General features: G+C 69.1%; 17 protein-coding genes. 11 read left to right on the plus strand and 6 right to left on the minus strand.

Translation table 11 applies throughout. The features are described from left to right. Positions 1–42 precede the first annotated feature (42 nt). Positions 43–915 (plus strand): tRNA pseudouridine(38-40) synthase TruA, encoded by an 873-nt coding sequence (truA, locus tag AB0H50_RS23000; RefSeq protein WP_357456145.1) that lies wholly within the window; start codon positions 43–45, stop codon positions 913–915. A gap of 51 nt (positions 916–966) precedes the next feature. Here truA and AB0H50_RS23005 read toward each other — a convergent pair whose 3' ends face one another. Next, positions 967–1,410 carry an Hsp20/alpha crystallin family protein gene (locus AB0H50_RS23005; RefSeq protein WP_357456059.1) on the minus strand — a complete coding sequence of 148 codons (444 nt, stop codon included), beginning with the start codon at positions 1,408–1,410 and terminating at the stop codon, positions 967–969. A gap of 161 nt (positions 1,411–1,571) precedes the next feature. On the opposite strand from AB0H50_RS23005, the gene AB0H50_RS23010 reads away from it, so the two are divergent. From AB0H50_RS23010 to AB0H50_RS23030, 5 genes are all read left to right on the plus strand, one after another. Further along, the gene (locus AB0H50_RS23010) at positions 1,572–2,399 is read left to right on the plus strand and encodes an LLM class F420-dependent oxidoreductase (protein ID WP_357456062.1); all 828 of its coding nucleotides are present in this window, start codon (positions 1,572–1,574) and stop codon (positions 2,397–2,399) included. A 131-nt stretch (positions 2,400–2,530) separates the two neighbouring features. Continuing rightward, complete coding sequence (locus AB0H50_RS23015) at positions 2,531–3,904, plus strand: MFS transporter (RefSeq protein ID WP_357456064.1); 1,374 nt, start codon at positions 2,531–2,533, stop codon at positions 3,902–3,904. A 46-nt stretch (positions 3,905–3,950) separates the two neighbouring features. Then, positions 3,951–4,610, plus strand: coding sequence for a response regulator transcription factor (locus AB0H50_RS23020; RefSeq protein WP_357456147.1), 660 nt, complete (start codon positions 3,951–3,953; stop codon positions 4,608–4,610). Positions 4,611–4,629: 19 nt separating this feature from the next. Next, the gene (locus AB0H50_RS23025) at positions 4,630–6,063 is read left to right on the plus strand and encodes a HAMP domain-containing sensor histidine kinase (protein ID WP_357456067.1); all 1,434 of its coding nucleotides are present in this window, start codon (positions 4,630–4,632) and stop codon (positions 6,061–6,063) included. Then, positions 6,060–6,995 carry a TAXI family TRAP transporter solute-binding subunit gene (locus AB0H50_RS23030; protein WP_357456069.1) on the plus strand — a complete coding sequence of 312 codons (936 nt, stop codon included), beginning with the start codon at positions 6,060–6,062 and terminating at the stop codon, positions 6,993–6,995. Before AB0H50_RS23025 ends, AB0H50_RS23030 begins: the two co-directional genes overlap by 4 nt. Before the next feature lie 37 nt (positions 6,996–7,032). On the opposite strand, the gene AB0H50_RS23035 is transcribed toward AB0H50_RS23030, so the two are convergent. Both AB0H50_RS23035 and AB0H50_RS23040 read right to left on the minus strand, forming a co-directional pair. Next, the gene (locus AB0H50_RS23035; protein WP_357456072.1) at positions 7,033–7,368 is read right to left on the minus strand and encodes a metal-sensitive transcriptional regulator; all 336 of its coding nucleotides are present in this window, start codon (positions 7,366–7,368) and stop codon (positions 7,033–7,035) included. Between the two features lie 79 nt (positions 7,369–7,447). Then, positions 7,448–8,380 (minus strand): DMT family transporter, encoded by a 933-nt coding sequence (locus AB0H50_RS23040; protein ID WP_357456073.1) that lies wholly within the window; start codon positions 8,378–8,380, stop codon positions 7,448–7,450. A gap of 140 nt (positions 8,381–8,520) precedes the next feature. Here AB0H50_RS23040 and AB0H50_RS23045 point away from each other — a divergent pair, with 140 nt between their 5' ends. Together AB0H50_RS23045 and AB0H50_RS23050 are read left to right on the plus strand one after the other, a co-directional pair. Then, a complete protein-coding gene (locus tag AB0H50_RS23045; RefSeq protein WP_357456076.1) occupies positions 8,521–9,330 on the plus strand; it encodes an S-methyl-5'-thioadenosine phosphorylase in 810 nt (269 codons plus the stop codon). 72 nt (positions 9,331–9,402) lie between these two features. Continuing rightward, on the plus strand, positions 9,403–10,434 hold the full coding sequence (locus AB0H50_RS23050; protein ID WP_357456079.1) for an NAD-dependent epimerase/dehydratase family protein: 1,032 nt from the start codon (positions 9,403–9,405) through the stop codon (positions 10,432–10,434). Between the two features lie 106 nt (positions 10,435–10,540). Here the strand turns inward: AB0H50_RS23050 and AB0H50_RS23055 are convergent, their stop codons facing one another. Further along, on the minus strand, positions 10,541–11,383 hold the full coding sequence (locus AB0H50_RS23055; RefSeq protein WP_357456082.1) for an NAD(P)H-binding protein: 843 nt from the start codon (positions 11,381–11,383) through the stop codon (positions 10,541–10,543). A 204-nt stretch (positions 11,384–11,587) separates the two neighbouring features. On the opposite strand from AB0H50_RS23055, the gene AB0H50_RS23060 reads away from it, so the two are divergent. Next, entirely contained in the window at positions 11,588–12,148 is a 561-nt protein-coding gene (locus AB0H50_RS23060) for an NAD(P)H-dependent oxidoreductase (RefSeq protein WP_357456085.1), read from the plus strand. 9 nt (positions 12,149–12,157) lie between these two features. Here the strand turns inward: AB0H50_RS23060 and eccE are convergent, their stop codons facing one another. Beyond that, positions 12,158–13,804, minus strand: a complete 1,647-nt coding sequence (eccE, locus tag AB0H50_RS23065; RefSeq protein ID WP_357456087.1) for a type VII secretion protein EccE — start codon at positions 13,802–13,804, stop codon at positions 12,158–12,160. A 113-nt stretch (positions 13,805–13,917) separates the two neighbouring features. Here eccE and eccB point away from each other — a divergent pair, with 113 nt between their 5' ends. Further along, on the plus strand, positions 13,918–15,408 hold the full coding sequence (gene eccB, locus AB0H50_RS23070) for a type VII secretion protein EccB (RefSeq protein ID WP_357456090.1): 1,491 nt from the start codon (positions 13,918–13,920) through the stop codon (positions 15,406–15,408). Between the two features lie 13 nt (positions 15,409–15,421). Here eccB and AB0H50_RS23075 read toward each other — a convergent pair whose 3' ends face one another. Then, the gene (locus AB0H50_RS23075; RefSeq protein WP_357456093.1) at positions 15,422–16,168 is read right to left on the minus strand and encodes a potassium channel family protein; all 747 of its coding nucleotides are present in this window, start codon (positions 16,166–16,168) and stop codon (positions 15,422–15,424) included. Between the two features lie 612 nt (positions 16,169–16,780). Between AB0H50_RS23075 and AB0H50_RS23080 the strand changes: the two genes are divergently transcribed. Then, positions 16,781–17,068 carry a hypothetical protein gene (locus tag AB0H50_RS23080; protein ID WP_357456096.1) on the plus strand — a complete coding sequence of 96 codons (288 nt, stop codon included), beginning with the start codon at positions 16,781–16,783 and terminating at the stop codon, positions 17,066–17,068. Positions 17,069–17,151 lie beyond the last annotated feature (83 nt).

Raw genomic sequence — 17,151 nt, forward strand, 5'->3', positions numbered from 1 at the left:
GCTCGCGTTCGATGAGGAGTCGTTGTGACAGTGGAGGATTCGATGGAAACGGTGAGCTCGCAGCCGGAGCCTTCGGCGGCCACCGAGTCTTCGGCCGCCGTGCGGGTGCGCCTCGACATCTCCTACGACGGAACGGATTTCATCGGCTGGGCCCGCCAGCCGGAGTTGCGCACCGTGCAGGGCGTGCTGGAGGAGTCGCTGAGCAAGGTGTTCCGCGAACCGATCCAGCTGACCGTCGCGGGTCGCACGGACGCCGGGGTGCACGCGGAGGGGCAGGTCGCGCACTTCGACACCACCGCCGAGTTCGACGGCGACAAGCTCGTGCACCGCATGGCGCGCTTCCTCCCGAAAGACGTGCGCATCAAGGCCGCTCGGGTCGCGCCGCCGGAGTTCGACGCGCGCTTCTCGGCGATTCGTCGCCACTACGTCTACCGGCTCACCACCGCGCCGTACGGCGCGGAGCCGCTGAGCGCCCGCAGCGTCGTGCCGTGCCGCCCTGGTGCCGATCTGGAGGCGATGCGGGCCGCGTCCCGAAGCCTGTTGGGGTTGCACGATTTCGCGGCGTTCTGCCGCCGCAGGGAGGGCGCGACCACGGTCCGTGAGTTGCAGCGCTTCGACTGGGAGCGCGAGGGGGATCTGCTCACCGCGTTCGTCAGCGCCGACGCGTTCTGCTGGTCGATGGTGCGCAGCCTGGTCGGCGCGGTGCTCTCCGTGGGCGAGGGCAGGCGCACCGTGGAATGGATCGCCGGACTGCTGGCGGAGACCGAGCGTTCGAGTGCGGTGACCGTCGCCCCGGCCCATGGACTGAGCCTCGTCGCGGTCGACTATCCGGCCGACGCGGACCTGGCGGCGCGCAACGCCGAGACCAGGGAGATGCGGGTCGTGCCGGACCGAGGGTGCTGCGGCGGAGATTGATAGGGGACCGGTACCGCGGCCGGTCTCAGCGAACCGCGGTACCGGAGTGGTTCAGTCGCCGGTGCTCGCTTCGATGGTCTTCGGCTGCGAGTGGCCGGAGATCTCGATGCGGCGTGGCTTGGCCCTTTCGGCGACGGGGATGGTCACCGAGAGGACACCGTTGTTGTAGGTGGCGCTGATCTTTTCGGTGTCGACGTTGTCGCCGAGGGACAGCTGGCGCATGTAGGTTCCGGCGAAGCGTTCCGAGGCGATCCACTGGACGCCTTCGTCGCTGGGCAGGCTGCGCTGGGCGCGCAGGGTGAGGGTGCCGTTGTCGACGCTCACATCGACCGAGCCGGGATCGACACCGGGCAGATCGGCATTGAGCACGTAGTGGTCGCCCGCCTTGAACAGATCCATCGGCATGAAGCGCGGTGCGCGTGCCGACCCGACGGTCTCGCCGAGCAACTGGCGGGCGACGGTATCGATGTCATGGAATGGATCGAATCGCAGCACAGCAATCACCTCCATCTCAGTACGTCGGCGACCGCCACGGCGGCGGACGCCGGAAGCTGTGCACCATCCAAGTTAGCACTCTCGTGCCCCGAGTGCTAATACCTCCGGGGAAACGCGGCGGCGCGGAATAGGAACGGGGACAGCGGAGGTTCGTTCCCGACATGACAATTGATGGTCTCGGACGATTCGGTGTATGGCGCGGCTACCAGGGGGTGACGCCGGAGGAAGCGCACGAGCTGGAGCAGCTCGGCTACGGAACGGTATGGCTCGGCAGTTCCCCGCCCGCGGAGCTGCCCATCGTGGAATCGCTACTGGCCGCGACGGATTCGCTCACGGTGGCCACCAGTATCGTGAACATCTGGTCGGCCTCGGCGAAGATCGTGGCGGATTCGTTCCACCGCGTCGAGGAGCGCTTCCCCGGTCGCTTCCTGCTCGGTATCGGCGCCGGGCATCCGGAATTCAACGGCCCCTACCGCAAGCCCTACGACGCACTGGTCGAGTACCTCGACGAACTGGACGAGGCAGGCGTGCCGAAGCAGCGCCGGGCCCTCGCCGCGCTGGGCCCGCGGGTGCTGGAGCTGGCGCGCGATCGGACCGCGGGCGCGCTGCCGTACCTGGTGACCCCGGAACACACCCGACGCGCCCGCGCGGTGCTCGGCGCGGACACGCTGCTGGCCACCGAGCAGAAGCTCGTCATCGATGAAGACCCGGAGCGGGCACGCGAAGTCGGCCGCACGATCGTGCCGATGTACCTCGGACTGGGCAACTATGTGGCAAACCTGCGCAGGCTCGGTTTCGACGACGCCGACGTCGCCGCTCCCGGCAGCGACCGGCTGATCGACCAGCTGGCCGTGCACGGCAGCGCGGAACGAGTGGCCGAGCAGCTCCGCGCCCATCTCGACGCGGGCGCCGACCACGTCGCCCTGCAGGCGCTCGGGTCGGACTACCTCGAATCGCTGCGCGCTCTCGCCCCCTCGTTGCGCTCCTGACCTGCGGAAGCGTGCGGCGGCGATCGTCCTAAGGAACAGTTAGGAAAGCCGCCGCACGCTTCCGAATCCCTTGTGACTGCCGACACACTCTCTTCCAGCTGACGCGAAGAAGCGTCGAAGGAGGAGATTCGATGACTACGACACAGTCCGGCGGTGAACGTCGCGTCGTCGCGAACGTGCTGCGCGGATCGATCGGCAACCTGGTCGAGTGGTACGACTGGTACGTGTACGCGGCTTTCAGCGTGTACTTCGCGAAAACGTTCTTCCCCGAAGGGGATTCGACCGCGCAGCTGCTGTCCACCGCGGCGGTGTTCGCGGTCGGGTTCCTGATGCGTCCGCTCGGCGGCTGGGCGCTCGGCCGCTACGCGGACCGGTTCGGAAGGCGCGCCGCGCTGACGCTGTCGGTGACGGTGATGGCGGCCGGTTCGCTGCTCATCGCGGTCACGCCGAGCTATCAGACCATCGGCATCGCCGCGCCGGTGCTCTTGCTGCTCGCGCGACTGCTGCAAGGCCTTTCGGTCGGCGGTGAGTACGCCACCAGCGCGACCTACCTGTCCGAGGTCGCATCGGCCGGTCGGCGCGGGTTCTACTCGAGCTTCCAGTACGTGACGCTGGTCGCCGGTCAGCTCACCGCGCTCGGCGTGCAGATCGTGCTGCTGCAGGTGCTGACCTCCGCCCAGATGCACTCCTGGGGTTGGCGAATCCCGTTCGCGATCGGTGCGTGCGGTGCGCTCGTCGTGATGGTGCTGCGGCGCGGGATGGACGAGTCCGCGTCCTTCGAGGCGGAGGCCTCCGGTGCGAAGGAGGCGACCGGGTCTTCGCGCGGTTCGCTGCGGGTGCTGCTGAAGTACCCGAGGGAATGCCTCCTCGTTGTCGGCCTGACCCTCGGCGGAACGGTCGCGTTCTACACGTACACCACCTACATGCAGAAGTTCATGATCAACACCTCCGGCATCTCCAAGGGCACGGTGGCCTGGATCAACTTCGCCGCGCTGCTGGTGTTCGTCGTGTTGCAGCCGCTGGCGGGTGGGCTGTCCGACAAGATCGGCCGACGCAAGCTGCTGATCTTCTTCGGTGTGAGCGGCACCCTGCTCACCGTCCCGATCATGACCGTGCTCGCCGACACCTCGAACCCGGTCGCGGCCTGGGGACTGATGATGGTCGCCTTGCTGATCATCACCGGCTACACCTCGATCAACGCCATCGTGAAGGCGGAGCTGTTCCCGACCAAGATCCGTGCGCTCGGCGTCGGCCTGCCCTACGCACTGACGGTCGCGATCTTCGGCGGCACGGCGGAGATGATCGCGCTCGCGCTGAAGAAGGCGGGTCACGAATCCGTGTACTTCTACTACGTGGCAGGCTGCATCGCGATCTCGCTGATCACCTACTACTTCATGCGGGAGACCTCGGCGGACTCCACCATCGACGCCGACGAGAAGGCGCGCGTCGCCGCGGCGAGCGCCGATACCGATGACGACCGCCCCATGGCCGCCGTGCGTGGCTGAGCGGCTCGTGTCCGCGCCGATCCTGCCCATGTGGCAGGATCGGCGCGTGCGGCTTGCGGTGGTCGAAGATGACGACGGCGTGGGCGATGCGCTCGTCGAGGCGCTCAATGCCCGCGGCTACTCCGCCGAGCGCAAGCGTCGCGGCAGCGAGCTGCTGCTCGACCACCGCGGCTACGACGCCGTCATCCTCGATCTCGGCCTGCCCGACGGCGACGGCCTGCAGGTGTTGCGGCAGCTGCGTGAGGTGAGTTCGGTGCCCGTGCTGATCCTGACGGCGCGCAGCGACGAACGCTCCATCGTGCGCGGCTTGCGTGGCGGCGCGGACGATTACTTGGTCAAGCCGCCGCGGATCGCGGAACTGATGGCGCGGCTGGAGACCGTGATGCGCCGGGCGGCCGCGGTCGCGCACTCCGAGCGCACCGAGGTGGTCACCGGCGACGTGCGGGTCGATCTGGCGGCCAGGGTCGTCGAGGTCGGCGGGGCGCCGGTCGCGTTGACGCAGAAGGAATTCGAGCTGGTCGAGGTGCTCGTGGAACGGCCGGGCGCGGCGGTCAGCCGCCAGCAGCTGATGGACCGGATCTGGGGCGACGCGTTCGTCGCGGTCTCGCGTTCGCTGGATGTGCACATGACCGGTCTGCGCGCCAAGCTGAACCGGCCGGGGCTGATCACCACGATCCGCGGCTATGGATACCGGTGGGGGCAGTGAGCGTGGAGGTCGAAACGTCATGCGGCGCAGACTGCTTGCCGCGCTGACGGTGTTCGCGGCGATCGCCGTCCTCGCGTTCGCGGTGCCGCTCTCGCTGACCTATGCCACCAGCCGGACGCAGGAGCTGGTACTCGGCCGCTCCGGTGACGCGGATCGGTTCGCCACCCTCGCCGACGCCGTTGCGCTGGAGGGTAACGACGCCGCGCTGGCCGAGGAGGTCGCGCGCTACCACGAGTTGTACGGCGAGAACGTGCTCGTGGTCGACGCGCGCGGGGCGACCGCGGTCAACGCGGGCGTGGACATCATCGAGCCTGCCGTCGTCGCGGCGGTCGCCGACGCGCGGCGCAATCAGCGACCGCACCCGATCTACCGGCTCATGCCGTGGAGCGATTCGACGATGCTCGTCGCGCGACCGGTCGGGACCGGGGTACAGGTCAACGGTGCCGTCGTCATCGAGGCGTCCACCGCGCAGGCGCGGCGCGACATCACCCGCGCGTGGCTGATCATCGGCGTCGGCGGCATGGGGGCCATGGTGCTGTTCACGCTGCTCGCGCTGACGCTGAGCCGCTGGGTACTGCGCCCTCTCGCGGCCCTCTCGCGGGCCGTCGCCGAGTTGACCGCGACGCTGCCGAAGGCGCGGTCCGCGGCGCAGGCCGCCGACGACACACCGCCCGCATCGATCGCGCGCCACTACGGTGGTCCTCCCGAAATGCGCGCTGTCGCGGAATCTTTCGATGCCATGGCGCTGGCGGTGGCGGACTCGACTGAGGCGCAACGTCAGCTGGTCGCCGACACCGCGCACGCGATGCGCAATCCGCTTGCCGCCCTCACCATCCGGTTGGATTCGCTGGAGTACGCGATTCCACAGACCGCCGCCGACACCTTCCGCGGCGCGAGCGCGGAGGTGGAGCGGCTGACCACATTGCTCGACGGCCTGCTCACCCTCGCGGTCGCGGAGACGCCGGACGCATTCGCGACGGCGGCGGGCGCGGCGGAACACCATTGCGACGCGGGCCAAGTCGTCGCGGACCGCATCGACGCATGGCATTCCGCGTTCGCCGCCGCCGGGCAGTCGCTGCGCGCCGAGCAACCGGGGCGACCGGCCGAGGTCGCGGTGACCGCGGATGTGCTCGCACAGATTCTCGATGTGCCGCTGAGCAATTCGAACCGTTACGCCGGATCCGGCGTGCACACCGTCGTGTCCGTCGGTATCGAGCCGGGATGGGTCACGGTGACGGTGCGTGACGACGGCCGCGGCGTGCCCGGCGACGAGATTCACAAGCTCACCACGCGGTTCTTCCGCGGTTCTTCCGCGCAGGCGGGCGGTTCCGGCCTCGGCCTGCCGATCGCCGCGGCGCTGGCCCAAGCGCGCGGCGGTGTGCTTTCGGTCTCCGCGGTGGCTCCGCGGGGACTCGCGATCGCCGTTCGTCTTCCCGCGGCGGTGGTGTCGTGACGGGTCGGCTGGACAGGCGAAAGTTCTTGGCGCTCGCGGCCATCGGCGCCGCGGGCATCGCGGGTGCGGCGGGTGTCGCCGGGTGCGGGAGCGGAGACGAGCCGGTGGTCCGATTGGCTTCGGGGGAGGTGGGCGGCTTCTATCACGCGTTCGCGCGCCTGCTCGCCGCCGCGGCCGCCGCCGCCGGGACGGTGCGGATCGAGCCGATCGCAACTTCCGGATCGCAGGACAATCTAGCCATGCTGGCCAGGGGCGAGGCGGAAGCCGGTCTGGCGCTGACGGATTCGATCAGGGGCGCGCCGGGCGGCGTTGTCGCGCTCGGCCGGGTCTACGAGAACTATTTCCAGCTCGCCGTGCGGGCGGACAGCGGTGTCCGCCGGGTGGTCGAATTGATGGGCAGGCGAGTGAATCTGGGCGCTCAGGGTTCCGGCGCGGCGCTGACGGGGGAGCGGATCCTGCTCGCCGCCGGGCTGGATCCGGCGACCGATGTCATCGTGGAGCATCGCCCGCTGCGCGACGCCGCGGCGGCCCTGCGCTCCGGCGCCGTCGACGCGTTGTTGTGGGCGGGCGGCGTGCCGACCGCGGCGCTGGAAGTGCCGTTGCGGATGCGCCTGGTGGATCTCGGTGAGCTGGCCGCTCCGCTGCGGCAGCGCTACGGGCACATCTACGATCGCGTCGCGATTCCAGGCGACGCCTATCCGGGAGGCTCCTCGATCCAGACCATCGGGGTGGCGAACCTGCTGCTGGCGGCGCCAACGCTGGGGGACGAGGCCGCCGCCGCGATCGTCGACCTGCTCGCCGGTCGTCCGGATGCGCTGGTCCCGGCGGAGGCCGCGGGCACCCAATTCCTGGACGCTCGTTCGTTGATCGGCACCGGTCCGATCCCGCTGCACCCCGGCGCGGCCGCGGCCTATCGGCGGCGCCACGGGTGAACGAACGGAGTGAGTGAACCGTGCGCCTGCGCGTCGATCAGGAGCGCACCAGGCGGGCGATCGCGTCGGTGGCTTCCTTGATCTTGGCCTCGGCCTCGGGACCGCCCGCGACGGCGGCATCCACCACGCAGTGACTGATGTGGTCCTCCAACAGACCCATCGCCACCGCCTGCAGCGCCTTCGTCATCGCCGAGACCTGGGTGAGGATATCGATGCAGTACTTCTCTTCTTCGACCATCCGCTGCAACCCGCGGGCCTGACCCTCGATGCGGCGCAGGCGCTTGAGGTAGTCGTCTTTGGCGGTGATGTAGCCGTGTGCCGAGTGGTCGTGGGCCGGCTGGTCCTGGGTGGTCTTCGTGTCCGGGGTGGTCACTGACTGTCTCCTTGCTGCCTGCCGGAAGATTCGATCGTCGATTAATACCCCCCTAGGGTACATTTGTTCCGGCGAGTTGTCAGGTCAGCGCGCGGCCGGGCGCGGGCTGCGTCCGCCGTGTCACGCGCTGATCGGCACCGTACCTGGCCAGCGCGATTCCGCCTATTACGAGCACCGCGCCGAAGATCTGGACCGGCGCCACCGCTTCGCCGAGCAGCAGCCAGGAGAGCGCGACCGCGAACAGCACCTCGCTCAACAGGATCAGCGACATGAGCGTCGCCCCGATGCGCGCCGCGCCCGCCACGCCGCAGAGGTAGGCAACCACGGTGCTGAGCAAGATCAGCAGCGCCAGGGCCGCCCAGGCCGGGAAGCGGCGCTCGGCCATGACGGCGGTGGCGCTGCCGATGTGGATCGGCAGCACGGTGAGCGCGCCGAGCGCCCAGCTGGTCACGGCGGCCACGGTCAAGCCGGTACCGAGCAGTACGACCGGGCGCAGGCTGTCCGAGGTGCGCGCGGAGAGCAAGAAGAACGCGGCGTTGCACAGCATGGACAGTGCCGCCCAGCCCAAGCCGGGGAGGCTCAGCCCGCCCGCGTCGAAGATGTCGATCACCAGCGCGGCCCCGGCGAGCGCCACGATCGCGCCGAGCAGGGTGGCGTCGGACGGCCTGCGTCCGCGGACCGCCCAATCCCAGCCGATCACCGCGATGGGCGCGAGGAACTGGATCATCAGCGACACCCCCACCTGGAGGTATTCCAGCGACAGGAAGAACGTCGCTTGCACACCCGCTACCGCGATCACGCCGAACGCGCCGATGGTGCGCAGATGACGCACGCTGCCGAGCAGGCCATCGGGTTCGGCGAGCGCGGCGAGCACCAGCATGACCGCCGCCGCCCCCGTCAGCCGCACGGCCAGCACCGCGCCCGGCGACCACTCCGCGGCGAGCACGGATTTCGCGAGGGGGCCGGAGCTGGCGAAGGCCAGACCACTCGCAACGGTCAGCCAAACGCCCACGCGCGACACAGCCACCTCCAGCTAGATTTCAGGAATCGTCCCATCATTGCTCATGCGGGCGAGTGGTCGCGATCACGCATAGGTTCGCCGGGCCGGTACCGGTTGCGTGGGAGGGGCAGGCGGGCGGGAGAATCGAGCCCATGAGTTCGCTTCCCCGGCCCGCCCTCGCCGTCATCGGCGGCAGTGGTTTCTACGATTTCTTCGACAACGACGCCACCGAAGTCGACGTCGACACCCCGTACGGCAGGCCGAGTGCCCCGATCGCGGTGGGCGAGGTGGAGGGACGGCCGGTGGCCTTTGTGCCTCGGCACGGCAAGCAGCACGAATACGCCCCGCACACGCTGCCCTACCAGGCCAACATGTGGGCGTTGCGCTCGCTGGGCGTGCGCCGGATCCTCGCGCCGTGCGCGGTGGGCAGCCTGCGCGCCGACTGGGGACCGGGCACCGTCGCGGTGCCGGACCAGCTGGTCGACCGCACCTCAGGTCGTCCGCAGACCTACTTCGACGGTGGCGGCGTGCACGTTTCCTTCGCCGATCCGTACTGCGAGGAACTGCGCACCGCGGTGGCGAAGTCGGAGGTGGACACGCTGCCGTTGAAGGCGGGCGGCACCATGGTCGTGGTGCAGGGCCCGCGCTTCTCCACCCGCGCCGAGAGCCGCTGGTTCGCCGGTCAGGGCTGGGACCTGGTGAACATGACCGGTCACCCGGAGGCCGTGCTCGCCCGCGAACTGGAGATGTGCTACGCCGCGGTCGCTCTGGTGACCGACCTGGACGCGGGTCTGGAAGAGGGCGGCGGCGTGCACGCCATCGACGTCTTCGCCGAGTTCAAACGCAATCTGGCCCCGTTCAAGGAACTCATCCGGGCCTCGGTGGCGGCGATCGACGAAACCGACACCTGCGATCGGTGCCGTGTCCATGCCGGCGTGTCGCTGCCTTTCGCACTACCGTAACCGTATGGGACGGTGCGACGTTCGTGCCGCCATCGGCTCGGAGTCGGCCGTGGGCGGCGGGGTGTGGCTGCGATGAAAGTACTGCTCACCGGAGCCGCCGGATTCCTCGGATCACACGTGCGCGGCGCGCTGACGGCCGCCGGGCACGAGGTGATCGCGCTCGATCTGATGCTCGGCGACGTGCACGGGCCCGACGCGGAGCCACCCGAGGGCGTCGCCAGGGTGGACGTCAGAGACGCAGCCGGGCTCGCGCCGCTGCTGCGCGGCGCGGAAGTGGTCTGCCACCTGGCGGCGGTCACCGCGCCGAGCGCGGAATCGGACTCGGGCATCGCCACGTTCGCCGCGCACAACGACCACGGCACGGCGGTGCTGCTCGCCGCTATGAGCCAGGCCGGCGTCCGTCGGCTGGTGCTGGCGTCCTCCGTAGCCGTGTACGGCGAAGGCCGCTACCGCAGCGTGCGCGGCGGGCCGTTCTTCCCCGGCCTGCGCTCGCGCGCCGACTTGGATCGCGGCATGTTCGACCACCGCGCGCCGCGCACCGGCGAGGTGCTCACCTGGGAGGCGGTCGGCGAGGACGCGCCGCTGCGGCCGCGCGGCTTCTACGCCGCGAGCAAGGCGGCCCAGGAGCAGTACGCGCTGGCCTGGGGCCTCAGCACCGGGGCGGCGGTGACCGTGTTGCGCTATCACAACGTGTACGGCGAGGGCGCGCGCTCGGGCCTGGCCACCCGGTTCCGCGAGGAACTGCTCGCGGGTCAGGCGCCGCGGGTGTTCGAGGATGGCGGGCAGGTGCGGGATTTTCTGCACGTCCGCGATGCCGCCGCCGCGACCCGTGCCGCGATCGAACGACCGCAGCCCGGCTTCGTGCCGCTCAATATCGCCTCCGGCCACCCGATCACGCTGTGGGAGGTGGCGTCCATCATGGCCAGAGCTCGCGGTGGGACGCCGCCGATCGTGACCGGTCAGTACCGGATCGGCGACGTGCGCCACTTCGTCGCCGATCCCGAACGAGCCAGGCGCGCACTGGATTTCAGCGCGAAGGTGGTTCCGGTCGACGGGCTCGCCGAATTCGCGAGGGGTGCGGCGGAGGTCGCTGCCGCGGGTTGAGACTTGCGGCTCGGCTCGCTGAATTCACCACCCCTGGCGCGGAGGTCGTCTGCAGGCTTTCGCTGCGGGCGCAGCGGTTTTGCCGTGAGACGGGTCTGCGGACGGGTCAGGCCGGCTCGGTCCGGAAGGCGTCGGCATGCGCTTCGGCCCACTGCCGGAAGGTGCGCGGCGGTCGACCGGTCACCTCGCGCACGGTCGGGTGGACCTCGGATTCGTCCAGCGTGCCGTCGATGAAGAAGCTGGTGAACGCCTCGGCGTAGGCGCGGGGCATGGTCGCGGTCAGTTCGGCGCGGGTTTCCTCCTCGTCGAGGTCGCGGCATACGAGCGGCCGGTCGAGTACCTCGGCCAGCACCGCGACCTGCTCGGCGGGCAGCAGCGCCGCCGGACCGGTGAGATCGAGGATTCGTCCGTCGAGATCGCCGCCGGTCAGCGCCCGCGCAGCCACCGCGGCGATGTCGGCAGGGTCGACGGCGGCGACTCGCACCCACGAGAACTGGGCGCGCACCACGTCGCCCGCGGCCAGTTGCGGCAGCCAGCGCAGCGCGTTGGACATGAACGAGCGTGGGCGCAGAAAGGTCCACGGCAGGCCGGATTCGCGCACGGCCTGTTCGGACAGGGTCATGTACCGGGAGACCGCGTTGCCGAGATCCGCCAGCGCCGCCGAGCCGCTCGAGAGCAGCACCACCCGCGCCAGCCCCGACTTGCCCGCCAGCGCGAGCAGCTCATCGAGGTTCTCGTAGCCCGGCATCAGATACATCCCGTGCGCGCCGTCGAGCGCGTCGGCCAGGGTCTCGGGTCGGTTCAGGTCGCCGGTGACCGCCTCGACGCCCTCCGGTAGCGACGCCCGCGCCGGATCACGCACCACCGCCCGCACCTGCTGCCCGTCCTCGGCGAGCGCGCGCACCAGTTCCGCGCCGATGTTCCCGGTCGCTCCGGTCACCACGTACATACCGTCTCCTTCGGCTCGTCACTGCGAAACATCGCCCCCGCAAACATCTTTCGGGGATGCGCCCTCCCAATGTACGTGTCGTCGGCGCAGCGCATCCGAATCCCGGTTACGCGTACCTCCGCCTCCGGTTCGGCTCCGCCCCCGGTTCGGCCGTGCGCGGTCTGTCGGCGGGCTGCTTCCGGCTGCGTCCATTACGCTCGCCCGGTGGACACCCCGGTACGGCTCGAGATCATCGTGGCAAGCGTGCGCCCGGAGCGGTTCGCTCCGGTGGTCGCCGATTGGTTCCTGCGGGTCGTCCGGGCCAGGTCCGAATTCGACACCGGCGTCATCGATCTCATCGACACGCCGCTGCCGACGGATCTCACCGATTCCCCGGAAGCCCAGGCATACCGGGACCGGCTGGCCGCCGCGGACGCGTTCGTCGCGATCACCTCCGAGTACAACCACGGCTACCCGGCTTCCCTCAAAACCGCGTTCGATACCGCGAAGCACGAGTGGCGCGCCAAGCCCATCGGCTTCGTCTCCTACGGCGGGCTCTCCGGCGGCCTGCGCGCGGTGGAACAGCTCCGCCAGGTGGTCGCCGAGATTCACATGGTCTCGATACGGGAGACCGTCAGCATCCACCAGGCCAAGCGGCAGTTCGATGCCACCGGCACGCCGACCGACGGCGCGGCGATCGACGCGAGCGAGCGCCTGCTCCGCCAATTACATTGGTGGGCACGGCATTTGCGGACAGCGCGGGCGTCCGATCCCTACCCGGGCTGATGGCCCTGGTCAGTGCGCGGCTGCGACAGGCCGACGCCCGCGCGGATGCCCGATGTAGGTGGCCTCGCGCGGAATCGAGACGAGGGTGAGGTCGACCTGCGCGGTTCCGGTGCGCAGCACCACGCGGTTGCCGATCGCGCCGGGCTGGTGGACGGACAGGTCAGGCCGGGTCGCGGGCCAGCCCATCGGGTCACCGGTCACGTAGATCGTCGTGACACCGGCGTGCGGCGCGGGCGCGAGCACACCGTCCACCACGGTCGCGGTGAAACCCGCGTCGGACTGGTGGGTTTCGACGGCGATGGCGAGGCGTTCCGGGTTGCCGATGGTCTGCACCAGGTTCTCCCACGCGTGCGCGCGGTCGGTGCGGATCAGGATGCGCTCGCCGACGGCCAGCGCGCGGAACACCAACTGCTGCGCCAGGTAGAGCTCGCCCGCCACGTACACCGTCGAGATGCCGGTGCCGATGATGCGGACGGCCACACCCTGGTTGTTCTCGTCGGAGCCGATGAGCTGACCGCACCCGGAGGAGGGCAGGTGCAGCGCGCCGATGACGTCGATCGGGTACTCGGTCATCGGCACGGTGTCGTCGAGTCCCGGTACGGCCAAAGGCAAGTGCGCGAGCAGGCTGTCGCGGTGACGTCCGTTCATCGACACCATGCCCTTGAGCTTGCCGTTCTCGGGCAGTTCGCGGGCGGTCAGCCGCCAGGCCGCGCCGATGCTCACCGATTCGGCGGAGCTGCCCGGCCGCAGCCGCACGGTGACGGTGGTGCCGCGCGAGGGCGCGACCCACAACTGCGCGAGCAGATCCGAGCCGAGTTGCTTCGGATCGACCGCGCTGCCGATGTTGACGGCATTGCCGATCTCGGCGTAGCGCCAGCGGTGGGTCAGGGTCCGCGGGTCGAAGCCCGCGGTGATCTGCAGGACCGCCTTGCGGATCTCGGGTGCGGTGAGGATGCGCGCGCTGCAATCGGCGTCCTCGAGCGCGCGCATGATGCGTTGCGTCGCAATGGTTACCGCACGCGAGGCGCCCTCGCTGCCGCCACCGCGGCGCGACGCGGCCTCCGGGCAGGCGATCGCGTCGAAGCCGATCGCCAGCCAGACGGCGCGGTGCGCGGTGGCGGGCAGCGGGCCGAGCAGCGACTCGTAGATCTTGCCCGCCGGGGTGCCCGCGCGGCTGCGGTGACCGTGGCTGATGATGTCGATGCCGCTGAGCAGGATGTCGTGCTGGTTGAGGCAGTCGGCGAGTTCCGACAGCGGCAGCAGGTGCGAGGCGTGCACGGTGCTGCTGGAGATGCGGGTCAGCCCGCCCTTGGGCGGCAGCACCTCGACCACCGTCACCACGCGGGTGCCGTCCCAGTACAGGCCGAGCGAGCGATCGTCGGGACCGCGGAAGTCGACGGTGTCGCCGATCTCGTAGTCACGGTGGGTGACATAGCGCCACCAGGTCGCGATCCAGTCCAGCCCGGTGCGTTTGGCGATCGGAATCAGCGGCAGCAAGCCGACGACGAGGGCGACGCCGAGCGCGATCCACCCGCCGAGCCCGGCCACCAGTGCGATCACGGCCGCGATCAAGCCGATCACCTGTGCGATCAACAGATTCGGCAGCGAGATGCGACCAAGCAGCGGGCGTGGTCCCGCCCCTGTGGCTTCGGCCATCAGCGTCCCCCAAAGTACCCGGTATCGACCGTCTTCCACCGGCCGAGCTGAACAAGAGTCCCAGGGAACTGTACTGTGTTCCGCGAACGTGAGCACTGTTCGGGGGAGGAACCATGCCTTCAAAACCCACCACTCGCTGGCAGGTGAGCGGTTACCGCTTCCTGGTTCGGCGGATGGAACACGCGCTGGTGCGCCGGGATGTCCGCATGCTGCACGATCCGATGCGCTCGCAGTCCCGCGCCTACGCGGCGGGTCTCGTGCTGGCCTGTGTCGTGCTCGCCGGCTGCGGCATCCTCGCGCTGCTCCGCCCGCAGGACAAGATCAACAACAACGTGCTGCTGATCGGCAAGGAGTCCGGCGGCGTCTACGTGGTGATCGACGGCGTGGTGCACCCGGCGCTGAACCTGGCCTCGGCCCGCCTCGCCTCCGGTGAGTCGGGCAAGGCGGTGATCGTCAAGGAGTCCGAGCTCGGCAAGAAGCCGCGCGGCCAGCTGATCGGAATCCCCGGTGCGCCAGCGGCTTTGCGCTACGACAAGAGCGGCAAGGGCCGGGCGTGGACCGTCTGCGACGTGATGAAGGTCGACGGTTCCAAGGATCTCGCCACCACTGTCTTGGCGGGCGATCTGGAGCTGGGCGAGAAGGCCTCGGTGCTGCCCGGGGACCAAGCGCTGCTGGTGAAGGTGAAGGAGCAGGCGTACCTGGTCTACAACGAGACCCGGGCCCGCGTCGACATGACCGACCGCAGGGTGACCGACGCGCTCGGCATCACCGGCGCCACGCCACGCCCCGTCAGCGAAGGCCTGCTCAACGCGATTCCCGAAGTGCCGCAGATCATTCCGCCGAGGATCAACGATCCCGGCGCGAGTGTGAGCTACCCGATCGGCGGGCACCGTGTCGGCGACGTGGTGCAGGTGTCCAGCGAGCCGGACGTGGATTACGTGGTGCTCCAGGACGGTCTGCAACAGGTGTCCAAGCTGACCGCCGAAATCATTGGCAACACCCACCGCCCGTCGTCGAGCAACACCGTCATCGCCCAGACCGACAAGGTGAGCGCGCCGCCCGCCAGATCGCTTGCGGTGGACACCTATCCTCAGACGCGGCCGAGCATTGTCGAAGTCAAGGACCGCCCGGTCAGTTGCCTTTCCTGGAAGCCGAACCCGGCCGCGGCCGACAACAAGGACGGCGGCCGCAGGGCCGATCTCTCGGTGATCACCGGCGTCGCGCTGCCGATGCCGGACAGGGCGAAGGCGGTGCCGCTGGCCCAGGCCGACGGCTCGGGACCGAACGCGGACTCGGTGTACGTGCCGCCGGGCACCGGCGCGTTCGTCCAGACCACCGGCATCGAACCCGACAGCAGGCGCAAGGATTCGCTCTTCTACGTCGCCGACACCGGCGTGCGCTACGGCATCAAGAACGCCGACGCGCAGAAGGCCCTCGGCTTGGACGCCGAAGCCGGGGTGAAACCCGAGCCGGCACCGTGGCCGATCGTCGGTCTGCTCGCCAACGGCCCCACCCTGGGGCGCGAGGAAGCGATGGTGGCGCACGACGGTGTCGCGCCCGACCCGTCACCGGCCGCGCAGCCCGTCGGCAAACAGCAGAAATAGCCGTCGCGCCGGTTCAACGCCGCTCGGCGTCGGCGGCGCGCAGCGTCGCGACTTCGCTACGGAGCGCGCGGACTTCGTCGAGCAGGACGGCGATCTCGCGATCGGTGCGCTCGGTGCTGGCCTCGACGGACTTCAGCTGGTCGATCACCCAGCTCGTCGTGGTGCCGATCGCGAAGCTGATCAGGCCGATGCCGAAGGTCATCAGGATCAAGGAGATCAAGCGACCCTCGGTGGTCACCGGATAGACGTCGCCGTATCCGACGGTGGTCACCGAGACCGCCGACCACCACAGCGCGTCACCGAAGTCGGTGACCTTGCTGTCGGGCGCGCCGTACTCGGCATCGAAGAATGCCAGGCTGCACAGCAGCAGGATCAATATCGAACTGGCGCCGACGAACACCGAGAGCCGGGCGCGCGTGACGGTAGTGCGATTCAACGTGTCCAACAGCAGCAGCGCCGCCCGCAACAGCCGCAGCGGGCGGAACGGCGGCAGCACCACGATCAGCAATTCCAGCGGATGACGTCGCACGAACCGAAGCCGGTCCGTCGACAGCCACAGCCGCACCGCGAAGTCGCCCGCGAACAGCGCCCAGATCAGGATGTCCACGCCGGTCAGCCAGGAGTCCAGCCGCGGCGAGGCGCCGGTGTCGAGCACGTGCCACGCGTACACCCCGAGGAACGTCACCGCCAACGCCATCATCGGAAAGTTGGTGGCGCGCTCCCACGCCTGCCTGCGGGTCGGTTGTCGCGAGTCGGTCATGGAACTGCCTACGTGCCTGGTGGAAAGGTTGCCGCGCCCTCAGGCGCGAACTTTCGCAGACACTACGCGAGACCGACCCGCCCCGGCCCAGCGGTGGACTAATGCACAACACTCGCGGCCGGCTTCGTTCGTCCCGAAGACGAATTGCGCGAACAGATCCGTGGCCCGTGGTGCAGTCGAACGACCTTGTAGTTTCGATGCTCGCGGACTGCTCCCGGAAGAGGTCGTCGGGTGGCGCCGAATGCCTTGGGACGGCTGAAGCCGCGAACTGCCAGCGTGCTCGGTCGGAGTGATAGGCGTCGCCGATCGGTGACATAGATCACCGACCCAGGCGTGATCGCCGTGGAACCGGGTCGGTCCATATCGCGTCGAATCAAATTGTAAGGGAACGGATCTGGCAAGAGAGTTCGCTGACTGCCCACTGCCGTCTGCATCGCCTGATCATCCGAATCGGAGGGGCGGGGCATACGCTGCTGCGCTCATTCGAAGGTCTCGATGACCTTACAGAAAAGCTCGGTTGAGCGGATCGCAGCCGGTAGCCCTTGGATGGCCACCGGCTCACATGCTCGAGGCGGAAACTTCCGCCTCGTAATAAAGGAGGGGTAGAGGAATATGAACAAGCTCGGAAGAGTCGCCGCTTCAATGGTTGTGTCGCTGGCCGCCGTCGGCGGACTCGCGTTGATCGGCGCTGGTACGGCCCATGCTGGGCCGCAGTTGCCCGACAAGATGACGAAGAGCCAATGCGATGAGTACGTCAACAGGAAGAACGCGGACCAGAAGAGGCGTCAGGACCCGACCTCGACGCACGCGACGTACAACTACTACGCGTGTGAAAAGGATGTCAAGGACACACAGGGTCGGCAGCTGTACAAGGCAGTGATCAAGTCCGGAAACATCTGAACCGGCACGTCGACCGGGCCGGGTGAAAGGTGGGGCTCGGGCCAACCCCGGATGCTCGGGCCCCCCCGGCGGTGGACAAACAA

It is taken from the genome of Nocardia sp. NPDC050793 (assembly GCF_040654065.1).
Taxonomy (GTDB): Bacteria; Actinomycetota; Actinomycetes; order Mycobacteriales; family Mycobacteriaceae; genus Nocardia.